General features: G+C 43.5%; 13 protein-coding genes. 7 read left to right on the top strand and 6 right to left on the bottom strand.

The window, feature by feature from the left end:
- Positions 1–3: 3 nt before the first annotated feature.
- From ACYVGZ_RS07715 to ACYVGZ_RS07705, 3 genes are read left to right on the top strand one after another with little or no spacing between them, the layout of a single operon-like run.
- The gene (locus tag ACYVGZ_RS07715) at positions 4–756 is read left to right on the top strand and encodes an electron transport complex subunit E (RefSeq protein WP_460753530.1); all 753 of its coding nucleotides are present in this window, start codon (positions 4–6) and stop codon (positions 754–756) included.
- 36 nt (positions 757–792) lie between these two features.
- Positions 793–1,428 (top strand): endonuclease III, encoded by a 636-nt coding sequence (gene nth, locus ACYVGZ_RS07710; protein ID WP_460753527.1) that lies wholly within the window; start codon positions 793–795, stop codon positions 1,426–1,428.
- Between the two features lie 26 nt (positions 1,429–1,454).
- Positions 1,455–1,781: a hypothetical protein gene (locus ACYVGZ_RS07705; RefSeq protein WP_460753524.1), complete on the top strand. Its 327-nt coding sequence runs from the start codon at positions 1,455–1,457 to the stop codon at positions 1,779–1,781.
- 46 nt (positions 1,782–1,827) lie between these two features.
- Here the strand turns inward: ACYVGZ_RS07705 and ACYVGZ_RS07700 are convergent, their stop codons facing one another.
- From ACYVGZ_RS07700 to ACYVGZ_RS07685, 4 genes are all read right to left on the bottom strand, one after another.
- The gene (locus ACYVGZ_RS07700) at positions 1,828–2,769 is read right to left on the bottom strand and encodes a nucleoside hydrolase (RefSeq protein WP_460753521.1); all 942 of its coding nucleotides are present in this window, start codon (positions 2,767–2,769) and stop codon (positions 1,828–1,830) included.
- 18 nt (positions 2,770–2,787) lie between these two features.
- Positions 2,788–3,678, bottom strand: a complete 891-nt coding sequence (locus ACYVGZ_RS07695; protein WP_460753519.1) for a ribokinase — start codon at positions 3,676–3,678, stop codon at positions 2,788–2,790.
- 188 nt (positions 3,679–3,866) lie between these two features.
- Positions 3,867–5,099, bottom strand: a complete 1,233-nt coding sequence (locus ACYVGZ_RS07690) for an argininosuccinate synthase (RefSeq protein ID WP_460753516.1) — start codon at positions 5,097–5,099, stop codon at positions 3,867–3,869.
- Positions 5,100–5,271: 172 nt separating this feature from the next.
- Positions 5,272–6,144 (bottom strand): flagellar protein MotY, encoded by an 873-nt coding sequence (locus ACYVGZ_RS07685; RefSeq protein WP_460753513.1) that lies wholly within the window; start codon positions 6,142–6,144, stop codon positions 5,272–5,274.
- A 94-nt stretch (positions 6,145–6,238) separates the two neighbouring features.
- Between ACYVGZ_RS07685 and rnt the strand changes: the two genes are divergently transcribed.
- The 4 genes from rnt (at position 6,239) to ACYVGZ_RS07665 (ending at position 13,152) form a co-directional block, all read left to right on the top strand.
- Positions 6,239–6,910, top strand: a complete 672-nt coding sequence (gene rnt, locus ACYVGZ_RS07680) for a ribonuclease T (protein ID WP_460753511.1) — start codon at positions 6,239–6,241, stop codon at positions 6,908–6,910.
- Positions 6,911–7,001: 91 nt separating this feature from the next.
- Positions 7,002–7,394 (top strand): YbaN family protein, encoded by a 393-nt coding sequence (locus tag ACYVGZ_RS07675; RefSeq protein WP_460753508.1) that lies wholly within the window; start codon positions 7,002–7,004, stop codon positions 7,392–7,394.
- A gap of 39 nt (positions 7,395–7,433) precedes the next feature.
- A complete protein-coding gene (locus ACYVGZ_RS07670) occupies positions 7,434–10,892 on the top strand; it encodes a DUF748 domain-containing protein (protein ID WP_460753505.1) in 3,459 nt (1,152 codons plus the stop codon).
- Positions 10,893–11,025: 133 nt separating this feature from the next.
- Positions 11,026–13,152, top strand: coding sequence for a TonB-dependent siderophore receptor (locus ACYVGZ_RS07665; RefSeq protein ID WP_460753502.1), 2,127 nt, complete (start codon positions 11,026–11,028; stop codon positions 13,150–13,152).
- A 53-nt stretch (positions 13,153–13,205) separates the two neighbouring features.
- On the opposite strand, the gene ACYVGZ_RS07660 is transcribed toward ACYVGZ_RS07665, so the two are convergent.
- Together ACYVGZ_RS07660 and ACYVGZ_RS07655 are read right to left on the bottom strand one after the other, a co-directional pair.
- Positions 13,206–13,709 carry a dihydrofolate reductase gene (locus ACYVGZ_RS07660; protein WP_460753500.1) on the bottom strand — a complete coding sequence of 168 codons (504 nt, stop codon included), beginning with the start codon at positions 13,707–13,709 and terminating at the stop codon, positions 13,206–13,208.
- A 350-nt stretch (positions 13,710–14,059) separates the two neighbouring features.
- The gene (locus ACYVGZ_RS07655) at positions 14,060–14,941 is read right to left on the bottom strand and encodes an NAD(P)-dependent oxidoreductase (RefSeq protein WP_460753498.1); all 882 of its coding nucleotides are present in this window, start codon (positions 14,939–14,941) and stop codon (positions 14,060–14,062) included.
- Between the last annotated feature and the right edge of the window lie 549 nt (positions 14,942–15,490).

Below are 15,490 nucleotides of genomic sequence, written 5' to 3'. Positions count from 1 at the left end.
ACAATGAGCACAGACGAAAGCCCAATTGCTGAAGAAGCGCCTGTAGCAGCACCCAGCACCAACTATGCCGAAATTATTTACAATGGCATCTGGAAGAACAACCCTGCACTGGTTCAGTTGCTCGGACTCTGCCCCATGTTGGCTGTAACGAGTACTGTTGTAAACGCTATTGGTCTTGGCTTAGCAACACTGGTCGTACTGATTGGCTCAAACATTGCGGTTTCCCTAATACGCAACTATGTTGCTGATGCGGTACGCTTGCCAGCCTTTGTGATGATCATTGCCTCCTTTACTACGTGCATAGAGCTCATTATGCAAGCCTATACCTATGAGCTGTACCAAATTTTGGGCATTTTCATTCCTTTGATCGTGACCAACTGTGCTATTTTAGGACGTGCAGACGCCTTTGCTAGTCGCAACCCTGTTATCCCCTCTGCCATCGATGGTTTTATGATGGGAATTGGTTTTATGATCATACTCGTTTTGCTAGGCGGTATGCGCGAACTAATTGGCCAAGGTACACTCTTCTCCGATATGCAGTTACTTTTCGGCGATATGGCAATCAACTGGAAATGGGTAGTCTTCGACAACTACCAAAGTGTATTATTTGCTGTATTACCACCAGGTGCATTTATTGGCTTAGGATTATTAATTGCTGGTAAAAATTATTTTGACGAGCGTGAGAAGCAACGTCTGGCCGCGGAAAAAGCCAAAGCAGGCCCGGTAGCCTCTAAACGTGTTCGTGTAACAAGCTAGGCACCAGCATAAACCATCGATACCGCTGAGGTTAGTTTGAACAAACAAAAACGCCATGACATTTTTACTCGTCTTAGAGCTGAAAACCCCAACCCAGTAACAGAGCTTGAGTATTCGAGCTCATTCGAACTGTTAATTGCCGTGCTTTTTTCTGCACAGGCAACGGACGTGAGCGTTAACAAAGCTACCCGTAAGCTGTTTCCCGTGGCAAACACACCTGAAACCATGTTAGCACTGGGTGTAGAGGGTTTAAAAAACTACATTAAAACCATAGGGCTTTTTAACGCCAAGGCGGAAAACGCCATCAAAACCTGCCAGATTTTGATCGAAAAGCATAATAGCCAAGTTCCTGAAACACGGGAAGAACTTGAGGCTTTGCCAGGGGTGGGACGGAAAACCGCCAATGTGGTGCTAAACACAGCTTTTCGCCAAATTGCCATGGCTGTAGACACTCATATTTTTCGCTTCTCCAACCGCACTAAGGTCGCTCCAGGTAAGAATGTTCTGGAAGTAGAGCAAAAACTTTTAAAATTTGTGCCTAAAGAGTTTTTACTTGATGCACATCATTGGATGATTTTACACGGGCGTTATATTTGTGTGGCACGCAAACCTAAATGTGGTGCCTGCATCATTGAAGATTTATGCGAGTTTAAAGATAAAGTATACGAATAAGCGCTTTTAATTTTTCGGAACACCCTATGAGCATATCCAAGAACCCTTATGTACGTTGTTTTTGGCCCGGTGCATTGCATTTAATTGATGGCACCATCATGCCAGTACGATGCACCCATATCTCAAAAACCATGACTGAGATAGAAGCACCTTCTGGCTTGCACGCATCAAAACTGGTGTTTTTAGAACTTAATGCCAGTCATCGAGGAGCAAACTCTTTACTGAAGATTTTATGCGACCCCCTTGATGATATAATTAATGAACATGATCAACATTATATTCGTTTAAGTTTTCATACCATTTCGGATCAAGACGCCCTCTTCATCGAACATTTTATTCATGACCATAACTAAAAAAGCGTGCTAAAGAGCACGCTTTTTTGTTCATATTGGCGTTGTTTTAAGACAAGGTTGTCTCGAATAGGTTAAGCAATTTTTCACTGTCGACTTCCATGCAAACCTGTGTCATTGGCACATCGTTCCAATGAGGCTCAGGGAACTCCATCCCTTGAGGTGCAAATATGGTTTGGCCAATACCAATTCCTTCACACGCGACTCTGACAGCCCCCAGTTCAACGCCAAAAATACTTGGGTCCATGACATAAGCTATCGTAGAGGCATCGTGGAAGTAACAACCGTCCATATCAAAACGACTGCTATAGAAGTTAATGTAGTGCTGGGCACAGTCGTATAAGAAACCACCTTCTTCTGGGTTAGCCTGTTTAATTCGCCCAAGTACCTTGTTGTCCAACAAGACTTGGTGAGTCACATCTAGCCCTATCATGGTTACTTGCCAAGGCGCGGTAAAAACGGCATCAGCTGCATGAGGGTCATTCATAATGTTCGCCTCAGCAACCGGCGAGACGTTACCATATTCAATGGCCGTACCACCCATTAATACGACTTCGTCTACTAAACCTGCTACATCAGGGTCGATCTCAAGGGCTTTTGCTAAGTTACCTAATGGCCCCAATGCAATAATAGTGACTTCACCAGGGTATTCACGAACCGTATCTACAATGAACTGAGCGGCGCTTTTATCAATCGCTTTGCCTTTAGGTGCTGGCCAATCAATATTACCAAAGCCATCTGCCCCATGAACAAAATCAGGGTGAGGACGAGGCGCTATCTCAAAAGGCACTGCCACACCTTCGGCCACAGGCACATCTACTTTCGCAATTTCAGTTAAGGTAATGGCGTTTTGAGTTGATAGTTCAACTGGAACATTACCAAAGGTCGTTGTTAGTCCAAGCACCTCTAGCTCTTTTGCTTGAAAAGCGAAAAAGATTGCCATTGCATCATCTATGCCTGGATCGGTATCAATAATTATTTTTCTAGCCATCGTTGCTACCTTAGCCTATTAATTAGTTTGTAAAAATTCTGTTACTTCTATGTTGGTGGGTATCGCAGCCATAGCGCCTAAACGAGTCACGCAAATAGCAGACGCTGCACAACCTACTCGTAAAGCAGCGTTTATCTCTTTACCCGCTAACAGTGCAGACAAGGTGTAGCCAATAAAGGTATCCCCTGCTGCTGTTGTGTCTTTCGCAGCTACTTTGAACGCGTCTACCGCAAGGCTTTGCTCTCGATCAAAATAGCGCACCCCCTCACTTCCTAGAGTCATAAGTACAGCAAGATCTGGGTAGCGACTTGGCAAACGTTGTGCAGCCTCGTCAACACTGTCAGCAGACACTAAATCCATTGCCTCTACTTCGTTCACGATTAGTAGATCAACGTAGTCTAGGACTGACTGTGTCAATTCGACATCCATAGGGGCAGGATTAAACGCGACTTTTAGCCCCTTACTATGAGCGACTTGTAAAATATATGACACCAGGTTGGTTTCATTTTGCAATAACACCCAATCCCCTTGCTGAGCTTGCGACAGCACTTGATCAATTTTTTCTTTAGTAAAACTGTGGTTTGCACCTGGGTAAAGAATAATGGCATTCTCTGCGGACTGAGTTAACTGAATAATAGCGTGCCCTGTGGGTACATCTAACGTGTCAATTAAACTGACATCAACTCCTGCATCCTCTAATTGGGTTAGGATCATTCTATCGACCGTATGCACAGCCCCTACATGTTTTACTTGAGCTCCCGCCCTAGCCAAGGCAACCGATTGATTAGCCCCTTTACCACCAAGCAGACATTGATAGTTCTCAGAGGCCATGGTTTCTCCTGGACGCACAAAATGATCCAGCTGATAAATATGATCCAAGTTAATGGAACCAAAGTTGTATATTGTCATAGTTACTTACCATTATATATTTGAGCTTTGCGCTTGCACTGTCCCTTAAGCTTTCATGCTTTAAATTAAGCCACTCCCATATGAACATACCTAACTAAAAGCAGAAAAACCATAATTTCTAACCGATCGGACAAAATAAAAAACGCCCCATTCTGACAGAATGGGGCGTTTTTAGAAACACAAAAAAATTATTTGTCGCTGTCTAAAAAGCTACGGCCTTTTTGCGCTGCAATACGCATGCGCAAAGCATTAAGCTTAATAAAGCCTGCAGCATCTTTTTGATCGTACGCACCGGCATCGTCTTCAAAAGTGGCTACAGAGCTATCAAACAAGCTGTTTTCAGATTGACGACCTACAACACTCACATTACCTTTGTACAGTTTTAAACGTACCGTACCGTTAACGTGTTCTTGTGATGCGTCAATCAAGGCTTGCATCATACGACGCTCTTCAGACCACCAGAAGCCATTGTAGATAATTTTGGCATAACGTGGCATCAGCTCATCTTTAAGGTGGGCCGCTTCACGGTCAAGTGTGATGGACTCAATCGCACGGTGTGCTTTCATCATGATGGTGCCGCCAGGAGTTTCGTAACAACCACGAGCTTTCATACCCACAAAACGGTTTTCAACGATGTCTACACGGCCAATACCGTTCGCGCCACCAATTTTGTTCAAGGTTTCTAACATAGTAGCAGGCGTTAACGCTTCGCCGTTTAAACTAACTGGGTCACCTTTTTCATAACCAATTTCAATGTAGGTAGCTTCATCAGGTGCTTCCTCTGGAGCAACAGACCAACGCCACATATCAGATTCAGCTTCTGTCCATGGGTCTTCAAGTTGATCACCTTCATAAGAAATATGAAGAAGGTTGGCATCCATAGAGTAAGGTGACTTTTTCTTTTTAGAAGAAAAGTCTACTGGGATTTGGTGTTTTTCACAGTATGCCATTAGGGTCTCACGAGACGTCAGATCCCACTCACGCCAAGGGGCGATTACTTTAACGCCAGGTTTCAGTGCGTACGCGCCGAGCTCAAAACGCACTTGGTCATTACCTTTACCAGTCGCGCCATGAGAAATGGCATCCGCACCGGTTTGATTAGCAATTTCTACCAAACGTTTCGCAATTAGCGGACGAGCAATTGAAGTGCCCAGTAGGTATTCACCTTCATAAATCGTATTAGCACGGAACATAGGGAAAACGAAATCTCGGACGAACTCTTCACGCAGGTCTTCGATAAAAATTTCTTTAATACCCAACGCCTGAGCTTTTGCACGAGCTGGTTCAACCTCTTCTCCCTGGCCTAGGTCAGCAGTAAAAGTTACAACTTCACAATTGTATTCTTCTTGTAGCCACTTCACGATTACGGAAGTATCTAGGCCACCTGAATAGGCGAGTACCACCTTCTTCACGTCAGACATTCTATCTATTCTCCTCAATGAGACCGAGCGAATGAGTACTATAAAAGCACTCATATTGATAATAAAAAAGCAGGCGGTTAGTGTAAATTTTCGATTCCCGCTTAGCAAGTAAAAAGCCCCGAATTTACGCGATTTAAAGCATAAATTCGGGGCCGTATGAAGGAATAAGACGTTATTTCTCTAAACGTATCGTTACCCGCCGGTTCCTTTCTCTACCCGCTGAAGATGAATTGTTGGTAACAGGGTAGCGCTCGCCATGATAACGAGAAATAATTTTCGTCGCTGGTACTCCCTTGCCTAGTAAGTACTCTGTGACAACCTCAGCGCGAGTTTTAGAAAGCTGACGGTTATCACGACGTGGCCCAATGTTATCTGTATGACCATCAATGTAGATGTATTCCACACTCGGATCAGATGAGACGTACAACGCTACCAAGTCTAAACGCGCTTTCACATTTGCTGTGAGTTCCACACCATTCGTTGGAAACAGGGCTGCTGTTTTAGCAATTTGATCGTAGTTTACCGGTAGTAGAGTTGCCAAACAGCGCCTAAACTCATTATAAGCGGGAGCAAAATTAATATTTGAAAGCCCTACTTCTACTGTTTCTCTTTGGTTTTCCCAAGCTTTCCCTGCTACAACAGGGTGACGCCCTCTATCTAGGCTAGTTAACATTCGCTCAGCGACTTGACCGCCCACTTCTACGGTTAAACCATAACCAGGATAAGGTAGAATTTCTAATGTCTCGGGTTTTAAGCCCGGCGACCAAGTCGGCGCTTGGGAAATAATATATACCTGTCCTGGGCCCATTTTTTCATTCTTTGGCTGCAGCACAAACTTCATAGGTTCGCCTGCTTCTTTAATGAAATGCCCTTCACCATAATTTTCAACTGGATGGGTTAGACTGCAAGAAAAAATATCGCCACTCAATAACCACTGAGAAGTGGTGATCGTCGATTGGTAATAAATCAGAGCACTAACAGGGTGAGCAAACAAAGCCATTCCCGCCAATACCGTGTAAATAAGTTGATGTAAACTAATTCTCATCAAGACATCTCGTTCAAGCTTTAACAAGTATGTTATCATTGGGCCCAATTAATATCTTCAATCTCTAGCCAACGGCTGAGTTAAGGACCTTCTTTTGTCTAACCATGAAATCAAAGATCGTTTTCGCGGCTTCCTTCCCATTGTTATCGACGTCGAAACAGCAGGCTTTAATCAAAAAACCGATGCTTTATTAGAAATGGCTGCCAGCATTCTTAGAATGGACGATAATGGTGACTTATACACCCATGAAACACTAGAGTTTATCATCGAACCATTTGAAGGGGCCAACTTAGAAAAATCTGCTTTAGATTTTACTGGCATTGACCCTTTTGACCCAGAAAGACACGCTATTAGTGAAAATGAAGCGTTAACTCAAATGTTCTCTAAGGTCCGCAAAGAACTTAAGTCAGTGGGCTGTAAACGCGCTATCTTAGTTGGCCACAATGCCGCTTTTGATCATGGTTTTCTTAATGCAGCCATTGAACGAGCTGACATTAAACGCAATCCTTTCCATCCTTTTTCCAGCTTTGATACAGCCACAATGGCGGGCCTTGTTTATGGACAAACCGTTTTGGCTAAAGCCTGTGAAGTAGCTTCCATTCCTTTTAGTAACTCTCAGGCGCATTCAGCCAAATACGACACAGAAAAAACAGCGGAGCTTTTTTGTGACATGGTAAATCGTTGGAAACAAATGGGGGGCTGGCCTTTAGCCTCGCAAAGCGAGGATGATAACGAGGACTCCATGGAAGCCTTATTCAACCAATAATAATGTAAAGTCACTGGTTTTCAGTGCCGCTGGTACTTTACTCTAATGGGCACACTTACGCCATACGCTAGTTGAAGAGAGTTTGAATGATATGCAGGGAAAACGGCTATTACTGTTAATGCTTGGATGGCTCTCTTTGATCACTGGATTCATCGGGATCTTCCTGCCCCTATTGCCTACTACTCCGTTAGTTTTGTTAGCAGCATGGTGTTTCTCTAAATCTTCTGAACGTTTCCATAAGTGGCTGATGGAACATAAGTTTTTTGGTCCGATTGTCCGAGATTGGCAGTCTTCCGACGGCATCCCCAGAAAATCTCGCAACCGCGCTATTATTTTCATGTGGTGCGGTATGCTGATTTCGATTTTGGTCGTAAGTCGGTTTTGGGCAACCATAGGTTTGATTTGTATTGGCCTATGCGTCACCATACACTTAATGCGAATGCCCCTTAGAACAGAAAATGAAGAGACCAATATAAACAACTAATTGTCTAAATAAAGTTACTGAGAAAGCAGGTCAATTCTTATGATGAGTCTTCGACAATTTAGACATTACCTTTTCTATCCATCTATTGGTGTTGCTGCCCTTGTTTCTGGGTTATGGCTAGCCAGCCCTATGCTGGCCAAGCATTACTTAAACGATTACTTTCAAAAACAAGGTGAGACGGTTCAGCTAGAGTCCCTTCGGATTGATTTCTTCCCTCCTCGAGTGGTGGTTAACCAGTTAGTGGTTAGTCAAGATCAACTAGAAACACTAAAGCTCACCAAAGCCGATTTTGAAGTGGAATGGCTGCCACTTTTTCAAAAAACAGTACGGATCTCTAAGGCACAAATCGATGGTCTTGAGTTGTCTGTTTCCCAACAAGACGACAGCTTAACCATAGCGGGCATTAACCTTCAACAATACACTCAAACTGCCACAGAGAGTGAAACATCCGCTGAGCCAAAAGCAAGCCCTGAAGAGCAAGAGCAAGCCTCACCTTGGGGGATTAATTTGCCTTTGTTCAGCTTTACCAACAGCCAGATAAACCTTAGCCGCCAAGCCGCTGCCGAAAGCCCCCCGCAATTGGACACTATCGCCATTAACAAACTTCTTGTTGAATCATTAATAGGACAAGGCACAGAGTGGCAAGGGCAGATCTCCATTAACGCGGGCTTGAATGACGCTCAGCTAGACATTAATAGTCAGTTTGATTACGCCTCACAGCAAAGCGCTGCAGACCTTACGATTACTCAATTTGATCTTCCGTTGCCGTCTTTACGTAACTTCCTGCCCGCTCCATATAACCTAGCACAAGGCACTATACAGATTAGCGGCGCAACTCAGGCAAGGCTTGAGATGCAAGGGGAGCGAGCCAACTATCAGCTTAACAAGTTAAACCTAGACACCCGCATCAATGGGCTAGATTTAGCCTTGGACGCTAATACAAATATTCGCAGTGACCTTAGTAAACTTGTTATCAAGGATGCGACGCTTGGCTTTATGAGTAGCGAGGAGGCAAACGCTCAAGGGCAGATTGACGTGCTTTTGGAGGCGAGCCATTACCAAGATGCTCAACAGCAGCTTGATTTGAACAGACTACAATGGATAACCCAAGTTGATGCTGAACAAAGCCAAGGAGAACTCAAGGTTAGCACTAAGGGCAACACTTTTGATCTGGCCATGCTTGAAGGACAAACTCAAGCCCTGCAACAGATTCAGCTAGAAGGCTTACAACTCAACTGGCCTTTTACTTTAGCATTTAGTGAACAAGCGACTCAGTTATCTGCCCCAGAGACGCAGTTAGCCCTTCAAGGACTGGCACTTTCGCAGACTCAACAAGGATCGGACCGCTCAGAAACACAAGCCAATCCTTCACAGGAAGAGTCAACCACGCCGCTTAGCCAAAGCTTAAACCTTGGCAATCTAGAACTTTCTCTGCCGATAGAAGTTCAACAAAATGCCGAGCTACTTAAAATTGACAGCCCTTTAACCAAACTGACGGCTGAGCAACTTGCTCTTACTCAAGCACCGGTGAATGACGCCCAAGCTGATCCATCAAATCAGCAAGTAGAGGTGGCTAAACTGTCTTTAAATACCCCCTTGGCCTTCAAACAGGACGCGGAGCATTTGTCATTCGCTACTAGTGAGCTAACGCTTCAAACTGAAGCTTTAAACCTTTTTAGCAACGCACTTAGTGTAACCAATGACGCGACTGAGATAACCCTAACGGACCTTAATGCAAAGCAAAGCCCAGACACGTTGAATGTTAACTTAGTTAGCCAAATTAATAGCCGTAACCTTGTTGCCCTACAAGATGACTTGCAAGCAAATTACCAAGACCTAACCATTCAAAACACCTTATCTTTGCAACAACACGCGCAAGGCCTAACGCTGACGAACAAGGCTTTATCTGCCCAACTTAATGGCCTTGCCGCCGCACAAGGAGAGCGTGAACAGCTAGACCTTCAGCAGCTTATGTTTAATGCGGCACAACTTGAGGTAGCACAAGCTGAGCAGCAGCCTCTTGCTATTAAAGGCGAAACTTTGAGCCTTACCAGCCAAGGCTTAGATGCTAGATTATCAGCCAATAAACGCGCTCTTGCATGGCAACAAGGGGGCTTTGAAGACCTTAACTTGCAATACCAAGACGAAGACTTTAACGCTTCACTAGAGAACCTTGAAATTCTTGATATTCGTGCTTCAGAAGACCTTACAGCTAACACAGCGCTGCCCGCTTTAGCTAACATTGCCTCATTGAAAATCACAGACGTTAAGGCCGATCATGAAGGGGCAAACATCAAACAAATTGAGGTGAATACCCTCATTGCAAACTTAGTTTTAAATAAAGATAAACAGTTGGAAAATCTTGTCTTTGTTGAAGAAACGTCATCCACAGCGCCAGAAACAGCAATACCCGAGGCAACCGAAAACCCAGTCGATACAATTCAGCCAGTTGAAGAAGCAGAATTCAGGCCGCCCTATTATTTGGTTTTAGACAATTTTGATGTGCTGGGCGATTCAAAAGTGCGTTTACAAGACGTTAGCCAGTCCCCTCCTTTGGATCGTGACTTGGACATTAACAACTTATCTGTACGCAACGTAAATACTCAGGATAAAGAGCAAGCAACCCAACTTGTCCTACGAGCCAAACACGGCAAATATGCCACCCTAGAAGCGGATGTAAATCTTTGGCCTTTAGCAGATGAACTTACGATGCAAAGTAAACTCAAGGTGCGCGAAGCAGAGCTGCCACCTTATTCCGCTTATATCGCCGACACCCTTGGTTATCAAATCGATTCTGGCCAACTGGATCTGGACCTAGACTTAGACTCTCTAAATGGCGAGTTGGATGGTGAATCCCACATCACACTGCGCCAATTTAACCTAGGTGGACGCCATGAAAGTAGCTCTGTCGTCAAAGCTGGCGCCGTCCCTCTTAATATTGCCGTCGGGGCATTAAAAGACAGCCAAGACAATATTGAGTTGGATTTTCCTTTAACAGGTAATGTCGACAACCCTGAGTTCGGTCTACGTAGCCTACTTATGTTGCCATTGCGTAAAGCATTATTTTCCGCTTCAAGTAGCTATCTAATGCAAACCTTTGTGCCCTATGCCAATGTCATCAGTATTGCCCAGCTGGCCAGTGAGCAGATTCTGAGGATACGCGTAAAGCCTCTTAACTTCGCCCCAGGTCAACAAGGTTTGGTAGAAGAACAGCACACTTTCCTCGAAGAGTTATACAACTTGATGGTGAGCAAAGAAGACAGCCAGTTAAAAGCTTGCGGAGTAGCCACCTATCAAGATCTAATGCTGGACACACAATCTGAAGCAGCGATCACCGACGAGCAAACTAGCCAGCTTAAACAGCTTGCAGAGCTAAGAGCGGAAGCCTTAAAAGAGTACCTGGTAAACGCCGGAATTAAGTCTTCTAGGGTTTTATTATGCTCTCCAAAACTTGATCTAAACCATGATGGCAAGCCAAGGGTTGAGCTAAACTTTTAATTCAATCGCTCGAAAACAGTTCCACACCCTTTTGCCCTGTAAATGCACGTAAATCTTTTGAAAAGTTATTGATATTGATTCTCAATATCAATAAAATATGCACTTAATTCTCAGTTCGGTGTAAATTGTAATCATGAATGTAAAGTTTTCCCTCATATTAGCGCCTACTTGTGGTGCAGTATTGTTTGCTGGATCAGCCCTGGCTAACGACAACACGTCAGTTAGTGTCACGCAAGATGACAGCAATGTTCAACTTGAAGCCATTCAAGTTGAAGGTAGAGCTCTTAGTCTTTACAAAGAAGATGAAGCAAGCTTTGCAACACGCACATCCACTGCGATTGATGAAACCCCTCAGTCGGTACAAGTCATTACTAGCGATTTAATTGATGACCAAGCCGCGAATGAGGTAACAGACCTATTCCGCTCCATGTCTGGGGTGTCCTATTTAAACTATGGGATCGTCAAAATGCGTGGTTTTGAGCAAGAAAGCCAAGTGCTTTACGATGGCGTTAAAGGGGATCCATTTCGTACTTTCACCATACCTCAACTGTTTAATATTGAGCAAGTTCAAACTTTAAAAGGCCCTTCTGGCGCAGCCTATGGTGCAGGTGAGGCTGGCGGCGTGATCAACTATGTCACTAAAAAACCAACCTACGATAAAGAAAATACATTAGAACTCACTACAGGAAATAAAGACTTTTTAAGTGCTAGTGTAGAATCTTCAGGCCCCGCCAATACAGAAGAATCACAGCGCTATCGAGCTGGCATTTATTCAAGCAGTGAAGGCTCGTACCGTAATAATGTTGAAGAAGATAACCTTATTCTTGACCTAGGTTACGCTTGGGACCTGAGTCAGGACAGCACACTGACCGTACAATATACCCACTTTGATCAACTAGGCGAGCGCCTTCGTGGCGTGCCAATTGATGAAGATGGCAACTTCTTAACAGACATTTCTTGGAACAGCAACGAACCTTCTGACTACCAAGAGTTTGAAGCCGATATTTTTCAAGCTAACTTAGAACATTCCATTAATAATTGGCTAGACAGTAACTTTACAGCTAGATACTACGAAACGGAAGAAGTCATTAAATTCCATCAAGCAAGAGCTTTAGTAGATACAGACAGTGATGGAGATTATGACGAGGTAACTCGTCGCTATCAAGATCAAACTCGCCTATACAAAGGGCTTGATGTAGCAGCTTACTTTGTCGCTGAACTGAACAACCACACATTAGTGACTGGTGCCGACTATCACTTTGCTAGTGAAGATGAGCTTTTTTACTACAAAAATGTCGACAATTTAAGCTTAACGAATCCAACATATGATGCTGACGTTAGCGCTTATGACATTAGAAATAGTGCGAATCTGAACCGTGACCGTGTCACAGAAATGAATCAAGTCGGTGCTTACCTTCAGGATCAATGGCAAGCAACAGATAAACTGAGTGTGTTAGCAGGGGCACGTGTTGATTATTTCTCTGAGGATTTAGTAGATAACGACGACAGCAGTAACAATGCCTCATACAACGATTTGGGCTACTCTGCTCGAGTAGGCGCCACATACGAAGTAAACTCGTCTTACAAGCCTTATACTTCTTTCTCTACCGGCATCACTCCTCAGAGTGCTTCTGACCAAGCTGACTCTGCAGATGGCAGTTTATTTGATCCCGAAGAAGCTCAACAGTTCGAGCTTGGTCTACGCAGCTACCTTCTTAATAACCGTCTAAACGTTAATACAGCCGTTTACCACATTGTGCGTAAGAATACGATTACCACTGACGAAGACGATAACACCGCCGCAATTGGTCGTGTTCGTAGCCAAGGCTTCGAAGTCGATGTACTTGTAGACATCACTCCACGTTGGGTTGCCAACATGAGCTACAGCTATAACGATGTAAAAGCGGATGACATTGCCGAAGACAATACGGTTTATCGTATTTTAGCGAATAACCCTTACCATCAATTAGGTTTGTGGACTCGCTATGAGTTTCCGAGTATTGACTCTTCTATAGCGTTTGGGGCTGAGTATGTTAGTGAAAGAACTGACCGCACAACCAGCTACGATGAGCCTTTTACCATTAAACCTTACACCATATACGATTTGTCTTGGCAAACAAGATGGCAAGACTGGAAGTTCCAGGCGAACATTAAAAATCTCTTTGACAAAGAATATGCTATAGCAGGTTTTAATGAAGTTTCGGGGGCGATTGTTGGCGAACGACGTCGTGTTTACCTCAGCGCTGCTTACGATTTTTAAAGTAAACTATTCGTTACCCCAGTGGCTAACAAGCCATTGGGGTAATGTAAGCGTTACTTCTGGCGTTTCAGAAAAGTCGTTTTTCCACCATCCCAAGGTAAAGATGTAGTTACAGAAAAATCACCGTTATCCCATTCTGTAAACACTAAATCCCCAGCAACAGGCTCGTCAATTTCTAATACTTCAAGTCGATCGGCATAAGGAAGTATTTGCTTAAATACAGACAAACCACCAATCACTAACAGCTCTTCTTCGCTGTTTTGATATTGCTCAATAAGTGGCTTTAGATCGAGCACTGGCTGAACACTTGGCAACCCATTTGGTACTTTGAAATTGGCTTTTTGCGTAAATACAAATTTATCGACCTCAGCAAAACCTGACGCGTGTAACCCCATTATACTGGTTTCATCTGACAGCACCGCCCCTTGAGTGTTATAAAGCTTACACATCTCTCCCATTAATGAAATGGGGAGCTGGTCGCAACGTTTGTTGCTTGCTGCTGAGTCTGACGCACCAATCACTCGGTCAGGGTCAGACATAAATACTAATTTGATCATAATCGTTTCCTAAAGCTTAATTTTGTTAGTCACTTTCTAAAAGTGCGGATTCCCTCTCCTCTATCATTCAAGCTCGGATATAACGTCTTGCTAATCAGGGATTCCGTTTATCAATTTATACTGCAGATGATAAGGGGGATTACTTCTCTCGGCTAGCGTAAAACGTGCAAGTAAAAGGGCAATATGCAGACAGTTAAATGTCAAATTCACAAAAAAAACATATAAGCAAGCAGATTAAGGACAGAGGCAACAAAACAACAACAAAGTGCAAAAAAGCATTAGATAAGGTCAAATCATAAAGGAGGTTAATATACGCAACCTCCTTTAACTTACTAACGATTATTTTATCGTTAGTTTTCTAGCTTAAGAAAGTAATCAAAGATCTCTGGAACGTTGCCGTTACCCATATCCGCTGCAACTGCAGCTTGTAGGTTTGCAGAAGTACCTTCAGCAATTTTAGACTCTGTACCTAGATCGTTAACCATTTCTAGAAAGTAGCCAAGGTCTTTATTCGCGTTTGCAATAGAGAAACCTAGGTCACTTACGCCATCTACAGCGTAGTTTTTACAAAAGCCCATGAATGGAGAGTTAGAAGGGCCAGTAGACATGATGTCAAACAATTGCTGACGATCTACGCCTGCTTTATCCGCAACAGCAAAGGCTTGAGACATAGCAGTAACGGTTGTCATACCCATGAAGTTGTTGATCAATTTAGTTGTGTGACCAGCACCTAGAGCGCCTAGGTGGAAAACATTTTCGCCTTGCTCATCCAACACTGGCTTAACTTTGTTGAAAGTTTCAAGATCCCCAGCAGCCATGATGTTTAATAGACCATCTTTAGCATGAGCAGGTGTACGGCCCAATGGAGCATCGATCATGCCCGCGCCTTTCTTAGCAAGATCAGCACCAATTTTACGTGTAGAAGCCGGGATAGAAGTACCAAAATCGATTAGAACAGAACCTTCTTTAATACCAGCTAGGATGCCGTCTTCTGCGTAAACAACTTTTTCAACAACCGCAGATGTTGTAAGAGCCAACATCACGATGTCGCTGTTTTCAGCAAGTTCTTTCGCAGATGACGCTTCTGTTGCGTTACCACGAGCAATAACAGCTGCAACAGCGTCTTTGTTAAGGTCCATAACATTTACTTGAAAACCGCGCTTTTGCAGGTTTTCAACCATGTTACCGCCCATAAGGCCAAGGCCAATAAAACCAATAACTGGTTTAGACATATTTAACTCCTAAAAGGTATAATTGTATTATTATATTATTAGCAAGACATAAAGAATATACATCTGTTTAACTTATGGCAATCATTGAGTGACAAAAATCACAATTTGCCCTCAGCCTTATTAAGCAAGACAGGCATGATTCAACTAAGACAGGCATCGTAATTAACTTTAAAAGACCGACTGCTTTGCTCAATTTTCTTTTTTCCTGAACTTCAGCTAAGTATTAAAGGGAATTTTGTATTTCTCACCAACTATTTTAATCGCTCTAAAGGTCTAAACAAGAAAGCTAGACAAGGGGGGTGCTTAGCCAGTGGCTAATTAATACTATGAGGGAAATGTATCCGCTTTCAAATGCTAAGCTAGCTTATGGAAAGTTTTTTTGTCTGGTTTTCTTCTTCTAGAATGGCATTCACAATAATACTGAATGGAACTCTCTTGCCCGACGATCCCACTTGTTCTTTCTTCAAACTCTGTCGATATACACAGCCAGTTCTCTGAAGATATGTTGAGCCTTTGTAAAATGGGAGCTAATGAAGCATTTATTGCGCC

The organism is Marinomonas epiphytica (assembly GCF_054780655.1).
The sequence above is the reverse complement of the archived record's forward strand: the minus strand, read 5'-3'. Positions and strand labels throughout refer to the sequence as shown.

Excerpts from the sequence above, each read along its gene's own strand:
- ACYVGZ_RS07715 (WP_460753530.1), top strand. The coding sequence starts at position 4 with ATGAGCACAGACGAAAGCCCAATTGCTGAAGAAGCGCCTGTAGCAGCA.
- ACYVGZ_RS07660 (WP_460753500.1), bottom strand. The coding sequence starts at position 13,709 with ATGATCAAATTAGTATTTATGTCTGACCCTGACCGAGTGATTGGTGCG.
- ACYVGZ_RS07655 (WP_460753498.1), bottom strand. The coding sequence starts at position 14,941 with ATGTCTAAACCAGTTATTGGTTTTATTGGCCTTGGCCTTATGGGCGGT.
- ACYVGZ_RS07665 (WP_460753502.1), top strand. The coding sequence starts at position 11,026 with ATGAATGTAAAGTTTTCCCTCATATTAGCGCCTACTTGTGGTGCAGTA.
- ACYVGZ_RS07670 (WP_460753505.1), top strand. The coding sequence starts at position 7,434 with ATGATGAGTCTTCGACAATTTAGACATTACCTTTTCTATCCATCTATT.
- ACYVGZ_RS07675 (WP_460753508.1), top strand. The coding sequence starts at position 7,002 with ATGCAGGGAAAACGGCTATTACTGTTAATGCTTGGATGGCTCTCTTTG.
- ACYVGZ_RS07685 (WP_460753513.1), bottom strand. The coding sequence starts at position 6,144 with ATGAGAATTAGTTTACATCAACTTATTTACACGGTATTGGCGGGAATG.
- ACYVGZ_RS07700 (WP_460753521.1), bottom strand. The coding sequence starts at position 2,769 with ATGGCTAGAAAAATAATTATTGATACCGATCCAGGCATAGATGATGCA.
- ACYVGZ_RS07695 (WP_460753519.1), bottom strand. The coding sequence starts at position 3,678 with ATGACAATATACAACTTTGGTTCCATTAACTTGGATCATATTTATCAG.
- ACYVGZ_RS07690 (WP_460753516.1), bottom strand. The coding sequence starts at position 5,099 with ATGTCTGACGTGAAGAAGGTGGTACTCGCCTATTCAGGTGGCCTAGAT.
- ACYVGZ_RS07705 (WP_460753524.1), top strand. The coding sequence starts at position 1,455 with ATGAGCATATCCAAGAACCCTTATGTACGTTGTTTTTGGCCCGGTGCA.